Below are 17,893 nucleotides of genomic sequence, written 5' to 3' on the forward strand. Positions count from 1 at the left end.
AGGAGGGGGCTAAGAACGTGTTTAAAACCACAACCAGAGGAATTAATTGGAATCGTCTGTCGCTATTGTTAATGATTTTACCATTTCTCATTTTAATTTTTCTCTTTAGTTACATTCCGCTGTTTGGTTGGTCATACGCATTTTTTGACTACAAGCCAGGACTCGGACTGCTTCACTCACCATTTGCAGGGCTAAAATACTTTCACTTGATGTTTTTTGAACAAGGAAGCGAGCTGCTGAGGGTGCTTCGTAATACATTTGCCTTGAGTTTCCTTGGCATCTTATTATCACCGCTTCCCGTTGTGTTTGCCGTATTGCTTAATGAACTTCGAAGTAAATCCTTTCGCAAGTTGGTGCAAACGGTTACAACCCTGCCGAATTTCGTGAGCTGGATCATTGTCTACTCCATCGTGGTTGCATTCTTTTCTACAGACGGTGTTGTGAACCAGTTATTGATGAAGTTGCATTGGATCAGTGAGCCAACCCAAATGTTGAGTAATTCAGAAGGAACGTGGCTGTTCCAAACTGCACTTGGTGTATGGAAATCACTGGGATGGAGTTCTATTATTTTCTTGGCTGCGATTGCAGGCATTGATGCAGAACTATACGATGCTGCCAAAGTAGATGGGGCAGGGCGATATCGATCGATATTTCACATTACGCTTCCTGGAATCATCCCCACCTTCTTTGTACTGTTGATCTTGAGTATATCGAACATTTTATCGGTCGGTTTTGAACAATATTTTGTTTTTTACAATCCGCTTGTTGCCGACAGAATTGAAACACTCGATTACTATGTGTACCGGATCGGAATCGCGACGAATGATGTTTCCTTCGGGACGGCGATTAGCATCGCGAAATCCATCGTCAGCATTACCTTATTGTTTTCAGTGAACTATCTGTCTAAAAAAATGCGGGGACAAGCCATTATCTAAACAGTTTTTTTGTGAGGTGAGCAGCGATGAGTAAAGTAAACAATCCCATCTTTGAAGTGTTAAACTATTTGATTCAAATCCTTTTTGTACTCATATGCTTATATCCGTTCTACTATATCTTCATTTATTCCATCAGTTCCCCCCAAGAAGCCATAAAAGGGGTTTACTTATTACCGACTAATCTTACTTTAAGCAACTACAGTCAAATTATGCAATTGGACAACATTTCGTGGTCATTTCTGATTTCAATGCTGCGAACGATTGTAGGAACGCTGGTCACCGTTTTTTCTTGCGCCTTATGTGCGTATATCGTCACGAAGCAAGAACTGCACTTCCGTAAAATCATTTATCGGTACATCGTGATCACCATGTACTTTAACGCTGGCTTAATTCCTTGGTACATTACGATGAAAATGATCGGGTTACAGAATAATTTCTTGCTTTATGTATTGCCTTCTGCAGTAGGAGCCTTTTACATCATTTTGCTCAAAACGTTTATTGAGCAACTCCCTGCTAGCTTAGAGGAGTCGGCTATGCTCGACGGTGCTAATTACTTCACTATTTTCCGTAAGATCGTATTCCCATTATCGATGCCCATTATTGCAACGATTGCTGTGTTTTCAGCTGTGTCTCAGTGGAATTCTTGGACGGATAACTATTTCTTGGTCTCAGATGAGCGTCTGCAAACGCTGCAAATGATTTTATATAATTACCTGAATGAAGCTCAAATCTTGGCAAGCAGCAACAATATTAACCTAAACGATGTGGGCTCAAACATGAAAAGATTAACGCCAGAGTCCATTAAGATGACCATTACCATGATTGTAACGGTGCCCATCATGCTAGTATATCCATTCTTACAGCGATATTTTGTAAAAGGCCTTATGCTAGGGGCTATTAAAGGGTAAATGAATCTGTATCGTTGGATGCTGCATCCTTACCATGGAAGGATGTTCATCATAGATTATTTGAAATCTTTTAAAGGGGGTAATCATTTTGTCGTACAAAAAAGGCTGGTATGGAGTAGTTAGCATGGCACTGGCGACAGCAATGGTGTTGAGCGGATGTGCAAGCAATACCGAAGCACCAGGGGATGAACAAAAGCCTCAAACAAATAATGGTGCAAACTCTGTTGCAAAACCCGTTACGATTAAAACAGTTTTAAAAGATGCAAATAAAGATTTCGAACAAACGGATATCTATAAAGAGATCGTAAAGCAAACCGGTGTTACATTTAAAATCGAATCGTATGACCCGAATAAATTTAAAGTGCAACTGGCAGGGGGAGACTTGCCTGATATCATTCAAGTGGATAGCAGCAATTACAAACAAATGATTGAGGGGAATCTAATTCTTCCTTTGGATGAATTGGTAAAGACACATGGGAAGGATCTCATGACGCCAACTTTCCAGCCGGGGCTGGACTTTAGCCGTAAATTCTGGAGTAACGGAAGCGAAAAGCTTTATTTCATTCCTAGTGGCCACGTTGGTCCATCCGGTTATGGAATGGAGCAATCCATTGGGTGGACGATACGTTGGGACTATTACAAAGAACTTGGCTATCCAGAAATCAAAAGTGAAGACGATATGTTGAATGTACTCGAGCAAATGGTGAAGAAGCATCCAAAGACGACTGATGGCAAACCTGTATATGGCGTCACCACCTGGAATGATTGGGGTCTTTGGGGATTGACGATGCCAATGGCAATACCATATGGGTATTTAAACTTGTCGACTTGGAGTGTTATTCCTAATGTATCAGGGGAATTGATTGATAACTACACGAACCCCGATAGTCCACTTTGGAAAACAGCTGGTTTCCTTTACAAAGCAAAACAAAAGGGAATCCTTGATCCTGACGTATTCACGAACAAAGTAAGCGACTTTGAGACCAAAATTACGAATGGGCAAATATTATTTAGTCCAATGGGATCCGGTGATGCTAACACTCATTTGGCTAAAGAAGGCCCGGATAAAGGCTTTATGGCTATTCCTTTGAATTTTGGTTATGTTTGGCAAGGAGCAAGTAATCCAACCGGATGGGATGGACGAGCCTACGCCATATCGAAGAATTCTAAAAACCCAGAACGCGCTATGGACTTAATTAATTTCCTAAACTCAGAGAAAGGCTCGCGCTTAATGGCTAGCGGTATCGAAGGTGTACACTGGGAAGTGGTAAACGGCAAGCCTCAATTAAAACAAGAAACGTTAGAGCTATATACACAAGGCGGAGATGCATGGTCAAAGATTGGGATCAGTGGATCTAACAACCAACAGGGACTAAGTAAATTTGCTCCTACAGCAGATGGCGGAATCGTTGGTTTGTTTAATACACCGGAATTCTTCCAGTCGAGGTTGAACCCGCTGCAAAAAGACTATGTTAGCCATTATAAGGTTACCTATCCTGCGGAGATTTTCAAGAAATATGTGGAAGAAGGAAAATTAAAAGATCAAAGCAGTTTTAACAATGCTTGGTTGTCTGCGATTGCTCAACCAGATGATGACATGAAACGACTTAACGCGCAGCTGGATGATATCCTCATAAAAGGAATACCAAAGGTTGTTTTAAACGCGAATAACGATGGTGATTTTGCAGCTAAGAAGCAAGAATTGATTGACACTCTTAAAAAAGCAGGTTCTGATAAATCATTTGCTTGGTGGCAACAAGCCTGGTCAGACGCAAAAACGGCAGTTGGAAATTAACTATTTATAGATTGAAAGGTGCATACAGCAATGAATCATACCGTACTAGCAACACCGTCAGAACAGCAACTTCGATGGCAAGACATGGAGCTTGGGATGTTTTTCCACTTTGGCATGAATACATTTTGCGATCGGGAGTGGGGGAACGGCATGGATTCGCCGGAGTTGTTTAACCCCACAGAGTTCGATGCGCTGCAATGGGTTCGCACAGCCAAAAAAGCGGGGTTTTCCTATGTGATACTAACCGCAAAACACCATGAAGGCTTCTGTCTATGGCCAACGAAAACGACTGATTACTCCGTGAAGTCGAGTCCGTGGCGAGATGGCCAAGGTGATGTCGTTCGCGAGGTTTCTGAAGCATGTAAGCAAGAGGGCATTCACTTCGGTATATACTTATCACCTTGGGATCGTCATGAGCCTTGCTATCCCGATAAGGAAGCTTATGACGACTTTTATACCGCTCAACTGACCGAGTTGCTCACACAGTATGGCCCGCTAGTTGAGGTTTGGTTCGATGGTGCAGGTTCACATGGCAGGGAATATGACTGGAGACGAATCATTGGTTTAGTGAGAGAGCATCAACCGGATGCGATTGTTTTCAACATGGGAATCCCAAACATTCGTTGGGTGGGCAATGAAGAGGGTATTGCCCCATATCCGTGCTGGAACACGGCAGAAGTTGCCAAATTCAACATGTATATTAATGATATGGTGACGTGGTTGCCGGAAACTCCAGCATGGGTACCTGCAGAGTGCGATGTACCGATCCGGAAGGACCACTGGTTCTGGCATCCGAACGATGAACAGTCCCTTCGCTCGCTGGATAATTTGATCGATATTTATTATCGATCAGTAGGACATGGTTGCAATTTGTTGCTTAATCTGGCTCCTGATAACAGAGGTCTTTTGGACGAACTGGACATTAAGCGGCTTATGGAACTGACTGATGAAATCAAAAGAAGATTCTCTAATCCGATCGCAGAGACGGAAGGAGAGGGAAGCACGATTGAACTCTCTTTTGAGTCTGAAAAGGAAGTTAATCATGTTATTCTAATGGAAGCGATAAGATATGGCGAACGTGTCCGTAACTACGTGCTCGAGGCCGAGCAGCAAGGAGAATGGGTGGAACTCGTCAGAGGAAGCGCTATTGGTCATAAAAAAATCGATAAGTTTGAAACCATTCGTACCAAGCAATTGCGGCTTCGTGTGACGGGCAGCTTTGATAAAGCAATGATACGGAATTTTGCAGCTTATTATTGTTAATTAATGAACTTAGAGAAGTGCGATTAGTCCACCAACTTATGGACTAATCGTATTTTCTTTTTCTGTAGGTTAGTCCGAATGTTGGTATTGGAGGTACATTTACTAAAACTTGGTGTGGAATACCGATGTCGTTTATTACATCTCATCTAGTGAATATGGAGGCACAGTAAATTCTTTAAGGCAGTATACTGTCGTTAAAATTGCTGAAATGAAAAACGTTCTACGTTAAGATAGATAGCGTTCCTATTTTATTAAAAAGAAGAGAGACCTTATTATGTGGAATTTCATCAAAGAACGCTTTCGGCAGTCGACCCTTCGGGCAAAACTGATACTCGCTTTGCATGTATTATCGTTATCCCTTTTGTCATCATCGGAGGGACTCTGTCCTGGTTGTACATGGATTCTAACCAATCCATGATCGTAGATGTGGCAGTGGAGAATAATAAACAGATTATCCGAAACATCGAAAAGTCGTTGCATCCAGTTCTGCAGTTGTCTATATACCCAGTTCAGGACAAGACGCTTTTCCAGATGATGCATAAGGATTATTCTTCTCGATTTGATCGACTCCGTCGTCATTTACCAAAGCAAGAACCAGATTATCATCGGTAGAAGTAACGATGATTATATGAACCATAGTTATTTAGAGAACGAATTTTCTAATGAGCTTTTCTTTAAAGTCATAATCAACAAGAGTGGAGAGTACTTGTCGATCGGCGTGCACCCCGACAAGCTTATGTCTCCTAACTCGAGGCCGGTCGTATCCGTCGGACGGGCGATTGTAGACCCGTATTCAAGGGAAGTGCTTGGTTTTATTCTGCTCAATATTAGCGTCGAGAAACTCAAGACGTTATGGGGCGAAATTCCTTTTACCGAGCATACTAGCTTCTATTTGGTGGATGACTATCACCGAATCATTTACAGCAAAAATAAAAAAGAGATTGGACAGCCCGCTGCAGATATTATTGGAGAAAATTACGTGCAGGTCAGCGAAGAACAACTTGAAAAGAGCAAAACCGAGACCACTTAATGATCGTCCCTACGTCTGATATAACAAACTGGAAGGCGGTTACGATCATTCCCAAAAACGAGCGGTTTGTCTTTGTAAATACGATAGTTCGATCGATCACCATCTCACTACTGGTGCTGCTTGGCTTGTCGATTTTGACGTCCATCTACATCGCAACCAGCATCACAAGGCCGCCCTTGAACCTTCATAAAAAGATGAAGCTGGTGGCTCAAGGGAATCTGGACGTGACTATCAATATTGAGCATGGAGAAGTTGGTAAGATCGGCAATACGATCGACTACATGCTTCAAGAGATTAGAAGGCTAATTGAGAAGATATATAGGGACGAAGAGGATAAGAGGCAGCTGGAGCTAATGGCGCTGCAATCGCATATTAAGCCCCATTTCATGTACAATACGTTGAATGCCATCAATTGGATGGCGAAAATTCAGGGGGCATCAGGTATCGAGGAGGTGCTTACGGCGTTCTCATCGGTCATTCGATTCACTACTAAGGCAGAGGATGATTTTGTCACCGTTGCCGAAGAGGTGGCATTTATTCGCGATTACACGAAAATTCTTGAATTTCGCTATTTTAATAAATCTGATGTTGCCTTCCACTACGATCCGCAGGTGGCATCCTGCTATACGCTCAAATTTTTATTACAGCCCTTGATTGAAAACTCTGTATTCCACGGCTTTGATGGGATTGCTTATAAGGGTCAACTGACCGTTGGAATCCATTAGGAAGCAGGCAATCTAATCATGAGAGTTTCGGATAACGGCATAGGCATGGAGCAGATAACACAGGAGGCAGCTTCAATAAGTCAATTTGCCGACCAGTTGAACGCGATAGGCGTAAAAAACATATGTAAACGAATCAAGCTGCATTTCGGTGACAATTATGGACTGGTCATTACAAGCATATCAAGAGACGGAACCGTAGCTACAATCGTTGTACCTGTTATCCGGAATGAGAAATTTATATGAGACTAAGTACTGGCGTTAAAACGCTATGGTCGGAGATGTTTCCATTTGAATTCAAACAGTTGTTGGCGGAATGTCCAGTAGTTTATTTACCTTTAGGTTTATGTGAACCTCACGGACAAGTGAGCGCTTTCGGTCTTGATACCATCAAGGCGGAATGGCTTTGTCAAAATGCTGCTTCAAGTGTTGGGGGAATCGTGGCACCCTCCATGGGTTATCACATCCACGAAACGGGGAACCATGCCAGATGGCTAGAAGATACGGTTGGTGGGTTGGTGAGGAAAATCCTCATATGACCAGTGTACACCTGCCATTTTTCTCAACTTTCTCCTGTATCAATTAAGATCTTTCGTCAATGCTGGTTTTCGCACGATTGTCATTATTTCTAGTCATAGTGGAGGAAATCAGTTTCGCCAGGCTGCAGACATCTTTATGAAACACGTTCCAGTTCAAATCTGGGTACGAAGCGATCCGGAATTGGTTCAAGGCTTGTACGAGGGGGATCATGCCGGTAAATACGAACTCTCACAGTTGATGTATATAAGACCGGATCTAGTGAATATGAAGGCAAGGAAACGCGAACTATTGCCTGAATCCGGTGGCAGGCTGGCATCGGGTGATGATGCAGAGGAAGCTAACCAGGATCTCGGAGAAAAGATCATGTTAGCATGTTTGGATTCTTTATGTAAGGAAGTAGAGAGTTTAGAAAACAGTACCCTTGTGGGGACAGATATACATGTTACCTTTGCTACTGTGGAACACATCTGGAGCGAAGTGCATAACCTTGCCACCGAATGGGTGACTTCCAAACCATTACTCAACCAGCAAGAGGTTTCATTGACATCTCGATGGAAATCATACGAGTATTTCAAATCAAATCTCACTAGACTAATTATCTTATTATACTTCCCTCAACTCTGCGGAATGTGGAGAAAGCACAGTGGAGAAAATCCCCTGTGCTTTTTCATTAGTTCGCCTCGATGGTTTTCAGCGCATAGTACTACTCCATGTGCGGCAGCAGGAGCCCGAGCAAGCATTTTGCGCGCCACGCCTTTCTTTCAGTTGGTTATGAATGCGGATTGTTACTGTCGTTATGCCGAACGACCCTCCAAGCAAGAGGGTAGTTTGTTATTGAAAGAAGGGGCTGTAAAAGCGAAACCAAAGGGCGGCTACTGGTTGACCGGTAGCCGCGTGTTTTAAATAGAAAACGGAACAATATCCAAAATCCATTGTTTGCAGTTAGATTAAACCTTGTTTCACTTCAATGGAATAACCATATTCCATGTTACACCATCAAACTCCCATGGCTTATTACCATTTCCTGTTGCAAGAAACAGGTGTGTAGGCTTGCCATCATGGAACAATAGATTAGGTCTCTCCAAATTGCATTGTTGACTATTTGTCCCATCATCCCACTTAACATTACGCGTATACGATAAAGGATTCGGGTGTACATCCCAATGGATACAATCCTTACTCGTGGCGTATACACCAGATCCCCATTCTCCAGTAAGACCATCGCTGTCGTTCTTATAATCATCCTTCATTAGTACATGAAACTGACCATCCTCATACCACAGATAGGGATCCTCTACATGGAAATCCTTGTTGTCAAATTGGAAGATTGGAAAATCGCTCAGTCGTTCAAAAGGTCCATCCGGCCGAGGTGCTTTAGCAATTCCAAGTTGCAAAGTCGCATTTGCGTATTCACGCGATTTATATATCATGTAAGTTGTACCGTCCGGCAATATAGCTGCGGATGGATTCGTCGTAATGGTACAATCCCAATGTCCAGGTTGCCTAGGTTCCAAAAGCGGAGTGTCTCTCCGTTTCCAAGGTCCATAAATGGACTTACTTGTAGCAAGACCAATCCTTTTGCGATTCCAAACCTCGAGCGCTCGAGAAGAGGATACCTTATCACCTACAGATGGTATGGGACCACCATAAGTAGTTCCAAAATAATACAGATAATAAGTACCATTCCAATATTTAATGGATGGATTATGCTGGTTAAGCGCATCAAAGTAGGAGCGATCACGCCGATCGAGTACGACTTCTTCAAATTGATAAGGACCTTCTGGTGTTTCGCTCACGGCTCTAACAATTTCACAATTGAATAACCAGTGGGGATCAAAACCAAGTTCTTTACGCCACCTCGATGCAAACATGTGATACTTGCCATCTTCTCCTTGAATGACCGAACCGCACCAAATATAATAATTCTCCATGCGAAACCCACCAAGTTTAGGAGCTGGGGACAGTCTATGAAAGATAGGGTTTTCCATAATAAATCCTCCTCGTTAGTAGATAGTAACAATTTAATAAACGCTTACATGTTAATTAGATTGATATTAGCATAGAAGTATTGGAGATGGAACATCGACAAAATGAAGAGAACTGTGTTATAATATCATATTTGATTGAAATAACTTTGATATAGTTAACATATTGCAAAATGGAAAAATATGATTGAATCAACTCTATAATAACAACAATGGTCCTTAAGGTGGTTGCGGAGATGAAGAAAATAAAAAAGGTAAATGTCCATGAACAAGTCTCAAAAGAAATTCAAAATTATATTCAACAGCATAATCTAAAGGAAGGGGATAAACTTCCCTCCGTAGAAGAACTTACGCAAATGTTCGGCGTGGGACGATCCTCTTTACGAGAGTCCATCATATATTTAGAAGCTATAAATGTTGTCCGAGTAGAAAATGGGAAGGGTATATTCGTAAGCGAAGATGTAGATATGTATCGGTTTTCCGGAAAGTTTAAAATTGAAAAAGAAAAGCGGTTTCTATTAGATATTCTAGATGTCCGTAGGGCTATGGAGGGAAAGGCTGTAGAATTAGCTGCACTTCGAATAACACCAACCCAAATTCAACTTTTAGAAGAATGCACGTTGGAGATGAAAACACTTAAAGAAAATAATCAAGATACCTCGTCGGTGGATTTTTCCTTCCACCGTACGATCATTCAGTCGGCTGCAAATCCTGTTCTCGAAAGTGTATTTGATTCAATGGTTGATCTGAATCAAAAGTTTTTTATAGACCCGCTTGGGAATAAGCAGCTGTTTGATGCAACTTATCCTTACCATTTTACGATTTTTGAAGCAATCAAAGCTCGCGACCCTAAGAAAGCCTTGGAAGAGTACATGAAGCATATGGATTGTATTGAACAGAGTATCCAGTCCGTTTAAAGAATAGGGTATAAAATTTTACCGGGAATTGCTTTCTTACTTAATTGTTGGGGACAATTTCCGGTATTATTAGCTGTTTCGTACAAAATCAATGCTTTATTTTTATACTTGACCATGCAAAAGGTATCATCTATACTCAACCTATCAGACAGGCTGAAAGTCTGATGGCTTTTTTTATTCATCACCTTTCATACAGGCTGAAAGTCTGACTGTATGAAAGATTAAAACAAAGGGGGATTTAATGTGATTGGAAACAAGAAAGCAGGGACATTATTCACTGTGATCATGTCCCTTGGACTTGCTGCTGGATGCGGGAATAGTGCCAATGATCCTGCAAAACCAAAAGATTCAAACGATCAGGTGACACTGCGTATGGTGGAAAGTATGACCAGCCCGAAACGTACTGAACTGTTAAAAGGAATGTTAGCTGAATTTGAAAAACAAAATCCTAACATCAAGGTCGAACTCGTTTCTCCACCATATGACCAAGCAGATAATAAAATTCGGACCATGCTACTTGCAAAACAGAAACTTGATGTAATCGAAGCAAGAGATCTTAATGTGGCTGAATATGTTAACAATGGATATCTACTTCAACTAGATGACTATTTGGCGGGTTGGAAAGATGCGGGGACATTCAGTTCTATACCTAAATCGGTTGGTTCCGTTTCGAATAAACTGTACTTCATTGCTAATGGGTTATATGAAAGACAAATGTTTTACCGTAAAGATTGGTTTGATGAAAAAGGGCTGAAAGCGCCAACAACCTATCAAGAAATGGTGGATACAGCAAAGAAAATAACGGACCCCTCAAAAAACCGGTATGGATTCTCATTTCGTGGCGGTGCGGGTTCAAATGGTATAACGGATAATATAATTCTTGCTTATAACGCTATTAATGTTAACTTGGAAGACTCTATGTTTCTGAAGAATGGAAAGACAATTTACTCAACTCCTGAGGCTCAACAAGCCATGGAAAAATACAAAGAGCTCTACAAAGAAGCATCTCCTCCAGACTCTATTAACTGGGGCTTCCAAGAACAGGTTCAAGCCTTTACTTCCGGTGTAACTGGTATTCTTCTGCAGGATCCTGATGTTATTCAATCTCTTCAGGAAAAGATGAAAGAAGGAACATGGGCAACAGCACCAATGCCAGTAGGACCAAGTGGAAAAGCTTTGATAGCTGCCGGTGGTGCAGGGTGGGGAATTGCCTCTTACTCTACACATAAAGATGAAGCATGGAAATTGATAGCCTTTTTATCCAGTCCAGAAGAAAATACGGTCTTCACTAAAAATTATGGCCTTGTTCCCATCCATTCATCAGCGGCAAATGATGAATTCTTTAAGAGTGGTCCCTATAAGACGCTTCTTGATATGACGAACAAACCCGATACGTTCTTAAATTATAAACCTCCTTTTCAGTACGCAGGGGCTGGTCAATGGGGCAATGTTTCTACTGAATCTCAACAAGCCTTTTTGTTTGACAAAACGACAACAGCGGATCTTTTGAAAACATGGGATGCCTACTGGGTGGATCAAAAAAGTAAGATCAAGAAATAATCATGATAAATGCGGGCGGCACTTGCTGCCCGTTCAATTTTACTCTAGGTGGTGTTGAAACTGCATAGTCGGAAATTTATTGCTTTTAGCTTGTTGCCATGTTTAATTTTAGTATTAGTTTTTACGTATTATCCCTTTCTAAAAGGCATTATCATGGCGTTTCAAGATTACAAACTATTCGATTTATCAAATGTCCGTTTCGTAGGTTTTAAAAATTTTGAGGATGTATTAAAGGATCCAAAATTTATCGGAGCCCTCGTTAATAGCCTTTATTGGGTCTTTTTCTCCTTATTTTTTCAATTTTTACTCGGGCTAGCACTAGCGTTACTGTTAAATAAGGCTTTTCGAGGCAGAGGGGTTTTACAGGGACTACTCTTTTATCCTTGGGCGCTATCGGGGTTTCTTATTGGACTTATCTGGAAATGGATGTTTAATTCACAAATTGGTGTTGTGAATGATTTGTTAATGAAAGCTGGAATCATTGACGAACGAATCGGTTTTTTATCGGATCCGAATTGGTCGATGTTCTCTGTTATCGTGGCAAATGTATGGTATGGGATTGCGTTTTTTGCCATTATGCTACTGGCAGCCTTACAATCGGTTCCTTCAGACTTGTATGAAGCAGCAGAGATGGATGGAGCAAATAAATTTACCAGGTTCTCCAACGTAACCCTGCCCTATATCATGCCTACCGTTATTACCACTACACTACTCAGAGTCATTTGGATCTTTAATGACCCAACCATTATCTATGGTCTAACCAACGGTGGCCCTGCAGGATCCACCCATATTCTTTCTTCTTTCATGTTAGATAAGATTATTAATGGGGGAGACTATGGTTCCGCATCTGCCGTTGGCGTTATTATGATCGTCATATTATTGCTGTACACCATTTTCTACTTATCGGCTACAAAGTCAGAAAAAGTGGGGGACTTCTAATGAGACTATCTATACTCGGAATTGGTAAGAAGATTAGCTTGTTACTTTACTTGGTTTTTATGATCTTTCCGCTCTATTGGATTGTTGTTACATCACTCAAACCTCAGGATGAGATATTTTCTTATCCTATCAAATATTGGCCAGTTCATTTGACCTTTCAAAATTACGTTAGTATCTTTAAAATTTCGAAGTTTCATATCTATATAGCAAATAGTTTGCTGATAGCTACGCTATCTGCATTAATCGTTCTTGCCATCTCCTTACTAGGGGCTTACGTATTGGCGCGTTTCCAATTTCGTGGTCATAAACAAGTTTTGATTTCCTTTTTCTTGACTCAGATGTTGCCAGGCTTTATTTCTTTAGCTCCTTTGTACTTATTAATGTCTCATTTACATCTAATCAATACTCGAGTATCCCTCATAGTGATGTATACAGTCAGTTTGATCCCTTTCTCCACAATCATTCTTAGAGGTTTTTTTCAGAGGATACCCGTGAGTTTGGAAGAGGCTGCAACTATTGATGGATGTACTCGATTCTCAGCGCTTTGGAGAATTATTATTCCCGTTATGTTACCAGGTATTGGGTCGACATTCATCTTTGCTTTTATACAAAATTGGAATGAATTATTTACGGCTGTCATGTTTGTTGATGATGAATCGTTAAAAACACTTCCTGTTGCGATGAACTCGTTTGTCATGAAGTTCGATATTGATTGGGGAGCGATGTCGGCAGGAACCGTTCTATCTGTATTTCCTACCGTTTTCTTATTTATCTTAGCTCAAAAATTTATTGTCCAAGGGCTTACACAAGGAGCAGAAAAAGGGTAATTCATTTTATTTGGGAAACTGGAGAGGAGGGAACAAACTATGCAGGAGAAAGAAGAAAGTATGTTTACCAGCGTTGCTGAAACTCCTTTTGACGAAAGACATTACGGGGCTATAAATCCTCCTATTTACCAGAATAGTTTGTTTGCGTTCAAAACACACCAAGAATTTGATCTGGCAATGAAAGATACCATGAAGAATCACGTGTACTCTAGAGGAAATAACCCCACTGTAGAATATCTAGAAAAAAAAATTGCGATGCTGGAATCAGGTGACGTTTCCAAATGCTTTGCTTCCGGAATGGCAGCGATTTCTTCAACCATTATGTCTGTCGTCAATCACGGTGACCATGTTGTTTGTGTTAGCCAAGCATACGGCCCAACGCGAGAGTTTCTCAGTGAGTTTTTATTTCGATTTGGTGTTTCGACGACTTTTGTAGATGGAAAATCGATGGAAGAATTAAAAAGTGCGACAAGAATAAATACCAAATTACTATATCTTGAAAGTCCGACTTCACTTTTGTTTGAACTTCAAGATCTATCTGCCTGTGCTGCGTTAGCAAAAAGCATTGGAGCGGTTACGATTATCGACAATACATGGGCGACACCTTGCCACCAAAAACCACTGACATTAGGTATTGACCTCGTTGTTCATTCCATCACGAAATACTTCTCAGGGCATAGTGATTGTATGGGGGGAGTAGTCGTTGGTTCCGATAAATTAGTAAGTAAAATAATTTTTAAAGAGTATATGCTACTTGGAGGGATTATGACTCCGCAAGTTGCAACAACTGTTACGAGAGGATTAAGAACATTGCCTTTGCGTATGGAACGTCATGAGAAAAGTGCGCTTATTGTTGCTGAACACTTAACTAAGCAAGCGTATGTTACACGGGTCAATCACCCCGGTTTGAATCAACATCCGCAGCATGAACTAGCATTACGACAAATGACCGGATTTAGTAGTTTGTTCTCGTTTGATTCTGATGAGCCTATTGAAAAATTAAAACAATTTGCTTCAAGTCTGAATTATTTTCGAATAGGGGTAAGCTGGGGGGGCTATGAAAGCCTAATCAGTGTAAATCAAATCGATCTCCAGCAAACGGGTCAGTATCGGAATGTTGTTCGAATATATGTTGGACTAGAGGACCCTGCAGATTTAATTGATGATATTGATAATGCTTGGAGACAAGTAAGTCTTTTTTAACAGTTTTAATAAGCCGGGGTTTTCTTCATTGTTCTGCTCTTCATATGAAGTAACTAGAGAGTTATTCGATACTAGTAAGTATATTGAGGATTTTCAAAAAGTCATTAAATTAAAATGCAAGGAGTGACATAGATGCCATACGAATCGAAACGAATTATGCTGCAGAAAGCTAAGAATGTACTTCCACGAATAAGACATGCCATCTATGAACCCGTATCGGCGATGAAAGTAACCGCATGGGTAACAGAAGAACCCGTGCCTTACGCCGAGCGGACAACCGGCTCTAAGATTGAGTTGGCGCCCGGCGATAAATGGGGTAACTTGTGGGATTGCGCCTGGTTCCGGTTTGAAGGGATTGTTCCGGAGGCTGTTGCCGGTCAAAAGATGGTCCTGCTCATCGATGTAAATGGAGAACTGTGCCTGCTAGACAAAGAAGGTTCGCCGATGCAAGGTCTGACCAATATAAACTCCGAGTTTGATTTCGAACTAGGTTTACCGGGTAAACGAGTCGTTGATCTCGGCACCTCTTCAGCGGGTCAACCTATCGATCTGTGGGCAGATGCCGGCTGTAACGATCTGTTCGGCAAATACCGCAGCGGCACGCTGAAGGAAGCCGACATTGCCATCTGTTACGAGGAAATCCGGCAACTGTATTACGACTATGAGGTACTGCTGGAGCTGGCGGAGCAATTAAACGAAAATACGGCAAGAAGAGAGCGTGTCATTCAAAACTTGTATGATGCTGCGCTTAAGTTGGAAGTTATTAATGAAGAAACGGTGCAGAAAGCTAGAGAAATTCTCGCCAAAGAGCTTGCTAAACGCGGGGGAGACCCGGTTGTTACGGTTAGTGCGATTGGTCATGCCCATATCGACCTTGCCTGGCTGTGGCCAATCCGGGAAACCATTCGAAAAGGCGCTCGTACTTTCTCCACCGTATTGAAGAACATGGAGAAATATCCCGATTATATGTTTGGCGCAAGCCAGCCGCAATTATATCAATGGATGAAAGAGTATTATCCGAAACTGTATGACCGGATTAAGGAGAGAATTCAAGAAGGGCGCTGGGAAGTACAGGGTGCCATGTGGGTAGAGCCGGATACGAATATTTCCGGCGGAGAGGCTCTTGTCCGCCAAATCCTATACGGCAAGCGGTTCTTCCAGCAGGAGTTTGGCCAAGAGATGAAAGTACTTTGGCTGCCAGACGTTTTTGGCTACTCCGCGAGCTTACCACAGCTCCTCCGGAAATCTGGCGTCGATTATATGATGACGCAAAAGCTTTCGTGGAACGTATACAATACGCATCCTCACCATAGCTTTGAGTGGGAGGGCATCGATGGCAGCAAAGTGCTGGCTCACCTTCCGCCGGAAGATACGTATAACAGTCCTGGAGCGCCAAGATCGCTTACGAAGATCGAAAACAGCTACCTCGACCGCAATGTATCCGAGCATGCACTTATGCTCTTTGGCATTGGGGACGGCGGCGGCGGACCGGGCGAAGAGCATCTGGAGCGGTTGGCACGCGAGCAGAACCTGCTGGGACTTCCTCCGGTTGTTCAGGAGTCATCTTTATCCTTCTTCCGTAAGCTTGAGCAGGAGAAAGAACGTTTCCAAACATACCGCGGCGAGCTTTATCTGGAGAAGCATCAAGGGACTCTGACCACACAGGCTCGGAACAAATGGTATAACCGCAAACTGGAGAAGGCGCTCAGAGAGCTTGAGTTTGCTGCTTCTTTGCTTCTGGCAATGGGTGTTAACCTGTATCCTTCCAAGGAACTTGAGACCATTTGGAAGGAAATGCTACTCTATCAATTCCATGATATTCTGCCGGGCTCTTCCATTACACGCGTGTTTGAGGAATCGCTTGAGCGCTACTCGGCTATGTATGATCGTACGAAGGAACTGCTTGCACAAACCTATGCCAAAGCTGCTAGTCTGACAGGAGCCGGCGAAGGGCGAGGTGTTGTCTTTAATTCCTTGCCTTGGGAACGTGAGGAGGTCGTCATGCATAAGGGGAGCCGTTATGCCGTGAAGGTTCCCGCGATGGGTTTTACCTTACTTACTGATGCGAAGCGATGGATGAAGGGACAAGGAGAAGCAGAACTTCGGGCTGAAGAGCGTTTGCTGGAGAACCAATACTTACGTGTAACCTTTGCCGAAGACGGCAGCATCGAATCGATCTACGATAAAGTGTTAGACAGAGAGTCCATTGCTTCAGGCAAACAGGGGAATGTATTTACGATCTATCATGATAAGGGTGATGCATGGGATTTCCCAAGGGATTACCGCGATACCGTTGCCGGTCGCATGAAACTGGAGGGGAGCTCTTTCTTTGTCGACGGACCGCAGGCGATTGTAGAGCACCTCTACGGGTTCGGCGAATCTACACTCGTACAACGCATTGTGCTGGATGAACTCGGAACCACTGTGCGTTTCGAGACGAAAGTCAATTGGAAGGAAACAGAGAAAATGCTTCGTGTCTCCTTCCCGGTGCATGTCATGACTGACCATGCCAATTGCGAGATTCAATTTGGCTATTTGAAACGCCCAACGACCCGCAATACGATGATCGAATTCGTGCGAGATGAGATTTGCGCGCATCAATATATTGATCTGTCGCAACCGGATTACGGCGTGGCGCTGATGAGCGACAGCAAATACGGTTACAGCGCGGAACGGAATGTGCTGGACATTAACTTGCTACGCAGCCCGAGCTACCCGGATCCCGTTGCAGACCGCGCGGAGCATCAATTTGTATATGCGGTTTATCCGCATCGCGGAGATTTTATTCAAGCCCAGGTATACCGAAAAGGCTATGAACTCAATACACCTTTAACCGTAGGGGAGTCTTCTTCCACTCATGCAGGAGCTAATGGGGAAGCATCATTTACTTCGCTTGTTCTCGTGGATAATCCGCATGTGATGGTAGAGGCCGTCAAGAAGGCAGAAGATTCGGATGATCTGATTATCCGATTGTATGAAACTTCTGGTACAATTGCGGAAACTTCAGTTACTTTTGGCATAACAGACCGGAAGCTTGAAGAAGTAGATTTAATGGAGAATCCAATAGGCGAGTCTGATGGCTGCTTGGTGTTCCAGCCGTTCGAAATCAAGACGCTTCGCGTCCTTCGTGGATAAAAGAATAGCTACAAGGGGGAAGTGAGCGTGATGACTTTCCCCCTTTTTTATTGCGTTTACTACATGGAAGGTTATCTACAATAAGATGGAATCGACATAAAGAACAGGGAACGCAAGAAGGGTCGCTTTTTTAA

16 protein-coding genes are annotated in these 17,893 nt (G+C 42.5%); 15 read left to right on the top strand and 1 reads right to left on the bottom strand.

Translation table 11 applies throughout. The annotated features are described in order from the left end of the window. Positions 1 to 17 precede the first annotated feature (17 nt). The 9 genes from BM200_RS17075 to BM200_RS17100 all read left to right on the top strand — a co-directional run bounded on the left by BM200_RS17075 (position 18) and on the right by BM200_RS17100 (position 8,096). Positions 18 to 935 carry an ABC transporter permease gene (locus BM200_RS17075; protein WP_245773056.1) on the top strand — a complete coding sequence of 306 codons (918 nt, stop codon included), beginning with the start codon at positions 18 to 20 and terminating at the stop codon, positions 933 to 935. 26 nt (positions 936 to 961) lie between these two features. Beyond that, positions 962 to 1,843 carry a carbohydrate ABC transporter permease gene (locus tag BM200_RS17080; protein ID WP_091187620.1) on the top strand — a complete coding sequence of 294 codons (882 nt, stop codon included), beginning with the start codon at positions 962 to 964 and terminating at the stop codon, positions 1,841 to 1,843. Positions 1,844 to 1,967: 124 nt separating this feature from the next. Continuing rightward, the gene (locus tag BM200_RS17085) at positions 1,968 to 3,638 is read left to right on the top strand and encodes an extracellular solute-binding protein (protein ID WP_139230793.1); all 1,671 of its coding nucleotides are present in this window, start codon (positions 1,968 to 1,970) and stop codon (positions 3,636 to 3,638) included. Between the two features lie 30 nt (positions 3,639 to 3,668). After that, a complete protein-coding gene (locus BM200_RS17090) occupies positions 3,669 to 4,901 on the top strand; it encodes an alpha-L-fucosidase (RefSeq protein WP_091187623.1) in 1,233 nt (410 codons plus the stop codon). A gap of 706 nt (positions 4,902 to 5,607) precedes the next feature. Next, entirely contained in the window at positions 5,608 to 5,931 is a 324-nt protein-coding gene (locus BM200_RS30415; protein ID WP_245773057.1) for a cache domain-containing protein, read from the top strand. Beyond that, complete coding sequence (locus tag BM200_RS30420; RefSeq protein WP_245773058.1) at positions 5,931 to 6,656, top strand: sensor histidine kinase; 726 nt, start codon at positions 5,931 to 5,933, stop codon at positions 6,654 to 6,656. The genes BM200_RS30415 and BM200_RS30420 overlap by 1 nt, the downstream gene beginning before the upstream one ends. An 18-nt stretch (positions 6,657 to 6,674) precedes the next feature. Then, a complete protein-coding gene (locus BM200_RS30425) occupies positions 6,675 to 6,899 on the top strand; it encodes a sensor histidine kinase (protein ID WP_245773059.1) in 225 nt (74 codons plus the stop codon). 35 nt (positions 6,900 to 6,934) lie between these two features. Continuing rightward, complete coding sequence (locus BM200_RS30645) at positions 6,935 to 7,192, top strand: creatininase family protein (RefSeq protein ID WP_281248398.1); 258 nt, start codon at positions 6,935 to 6,937, stop codon at positions 7,190 to 7,192. A gap of 34 nt (positions 7,193 to 7,226) precedes the next feature. Beyond that, positions 7,227 to 8,096 (top strand): creatininase family protein, encoded by an 870-nt coding sequence (locus BM200_RS17100; protein WP_281248399.1) that lies wholly within the window; start codon positions 7,227 to 7,229, stop codon positions 8,094 to 8,096. A gap of 56 nt (positions 8,097 to 8,152) precedes the next feature. Here the strand turns inward: BM200_RS17100 and BM200_RS17105 are convergent, their stop codons facing one another. Next, positions 8,153 to 9,181, bottom strand: a complete 1,029-nt coding sequence (locus BM200_RS17105) for a glycoside hydrolase family protein (protein WP_091187625.1) — start codon at positions 9,179 to 9,181, stop codon at positions 8,153 to 8,155. Positions 9,182 to 9,414: 233 nt separating this feature from the next. On the opposite strand from BM200_RS17105, the gene BM200_RS17110 reads away from it, so the two are divergent. The 6 genes from BM200_RS17110 to BM200_RS17135 all read left to right on the top strand — a co-directional run bounded on the left by BM200_RS17110 (position 9,415) and on the right by BM200_RS17135 (position 17,759). Then, positions 9,415 to 10,095 (top strand): FadR/GntR family transcriptional regulator, encoded by a 681-nt coding sequence (locus BM200_RS17110; RefSeq protein WP_091187626.1) that lies wholly within the window; start codon positions 9,415 to 9,417, stop codon positions 10,093 to 10,095. Between the two features lie 243 nt (positions 10,096 to 10,338). Further along, the gene (locus BM200_RS17115) at positions 10,339 to 11,655 is read left to right on the top strand and encodes an ABC transporter substrate-binding protein (RefSeq protein ID WP_245773060.1); all 1,317 of its coding nucleotides are present in this window, start codon (positions 10,339 to 10,341) and stop codon (positions 11,653 to 11,655) included. 153 nt (positions 11,656 to 11,808) lie between these two features. Next, positions 11,809 to 12,594, top strand: a complete 786-nt coding sequence (locus tag BM200_RS17120; protein WP_091187628.1) for a carbohydrate ABC transporter permease — start codon at positions 11,809 to 11,811, stop codon at positions 12,592 to 12,594. Next, the gene (locus BM200_RS17125; RefSeq protein ID WP_091187629.1) at positions 12,594 to 13,421 is read left to right on the top strand and encodes a carbohydrate ABC transporter permease; all 828 of its coding nucleotides are present in this window, start codon (positions 12,594 to 12,596) and stop codon (positions 13,419 to 13,421) included. The genes BM200_RS17120 and BM200_RS17125 overlap by 1 nt, the downstream gene beginning before the upstream one ends. Before the next feature lie 39 nt (positions 13,422 to 13,460). Next, complete coding sequence (locus BM200_RS17130; protein WP_245773061.1) at positions 13,461 to 14,624, top strand: trans-sulfuration enzyme family protein; 1,164 nt, start codon at positions 13,461 to 13,463, stop codon at positions 14,622 to 14,624. 132 nt (positions 14,625 to 14,756) lie between these two features. Further along, positions 14,757 to 17,759, top strand: a complete 3,003-nt coding sequence (locus tag BM200_RS17135; protein WP_091187631.1) for an alpha-mannosidase — start codon at positions 14,757 to 14,759, stop codon at positions 17,757 to 17,759. Positions 17,760 to 17,893: the final 134 nt, after the last annotated feature.

It is taken from the genome of Paenibacillus catalpae (assembly GCF_900112695.1).
GTDB lineage: Bacteria > Bacillota > Bacilli > Paenibacillales > Paenibacillaceae > Pristimantibacillus > Pristimantibacillus catalpae.

Excerpts from the sequence above, each read along its gene's own strand:
- BM200_RS17110 (WP_091187626.1), top strand. The coding sequence starts at position 9,415 with ATGAAGAAAATAAAAAAGGTAAATGTCCATGAACAAGTCTCAAAAGAA.
- BM200_RS17105 (WP_091187625.1), bottom strand. The coding sequence starts at position 9,181 with ATGGAAAACCCTATCTTTCATAGACTGTCCCCAGCTCCTAAACTTGGT.
- BM200_RS30425 (WP_245773059.1), top strand. The coding sequence starts at position 6,675 with ATGAGAGTTTCGGATAACGGCATAGGCATGGAGCAGATAACACAGGAG.
- BM200_RS30645 (WP_281248398.1), top strand. The coding sequence starts at position 6,935 with ATGTTTCCATTTGAATTCAAACAGTTGTTGGCGGAATGTCCAGTAGTT.
- BM200_RS30420 (WP_245773058.1), top strand. The coding sequence starts at position 5,931 with ATGATCGTCCCTACGTCTGATATAACAAACTGGAAGGCGGTTACGATC.
- BM200_RS17130 (WP_245773061.1), top strand. The coding sequence starts at position 13,461 with ATGCAGGAGAAAGAAGAAAGTATGTTTACCAGCGTTGCTGAAACTCCT.
- BM200_RS17135 (WP_091187631.1), top strand. The coding sequence starts at position 14,757 with ATGCCATACGAATCGAAACGAATTATGCTGCAGAAAGCTAAGAATGTA.
- BM200_RS17080 (WP_091187620.1), top strand. The coding sequence starts at position 962 with ATGAGTAAAGTAAACAATCCCATCTTTGAAGTGTTAAACTATTTGATT.
- BM200_RS17090 (WP_091187623.1), top strand. The coding sequence starts at position 3,669 with ATGAATCATACCGTACTAGCAACACCGTCAGAACAGCAACTTCGATGG.
- BM200_RS17125 (WP_091187629.1), top strand. The coding sequence starts at position 12,594 with ATGAGACTATCTATACTCGGAATTGGTAAGAAGATTAGCTTGTTACTT.
- BM200_RS17085 (WP_139230793.1), top strand. The coding sequence starts at position 1,968 with ATGGCACTGGCGACAGCAATGGTGTTGAGCGGATGTGCAAGCAATACC.
- BM200_RS17120 (WP_091187628.1), top strand. The coding sequence starts at position 11,809 with ATGGCGTTTCAAGATTACAAACTATTCGATTTATCAAATGTCCGTTTC.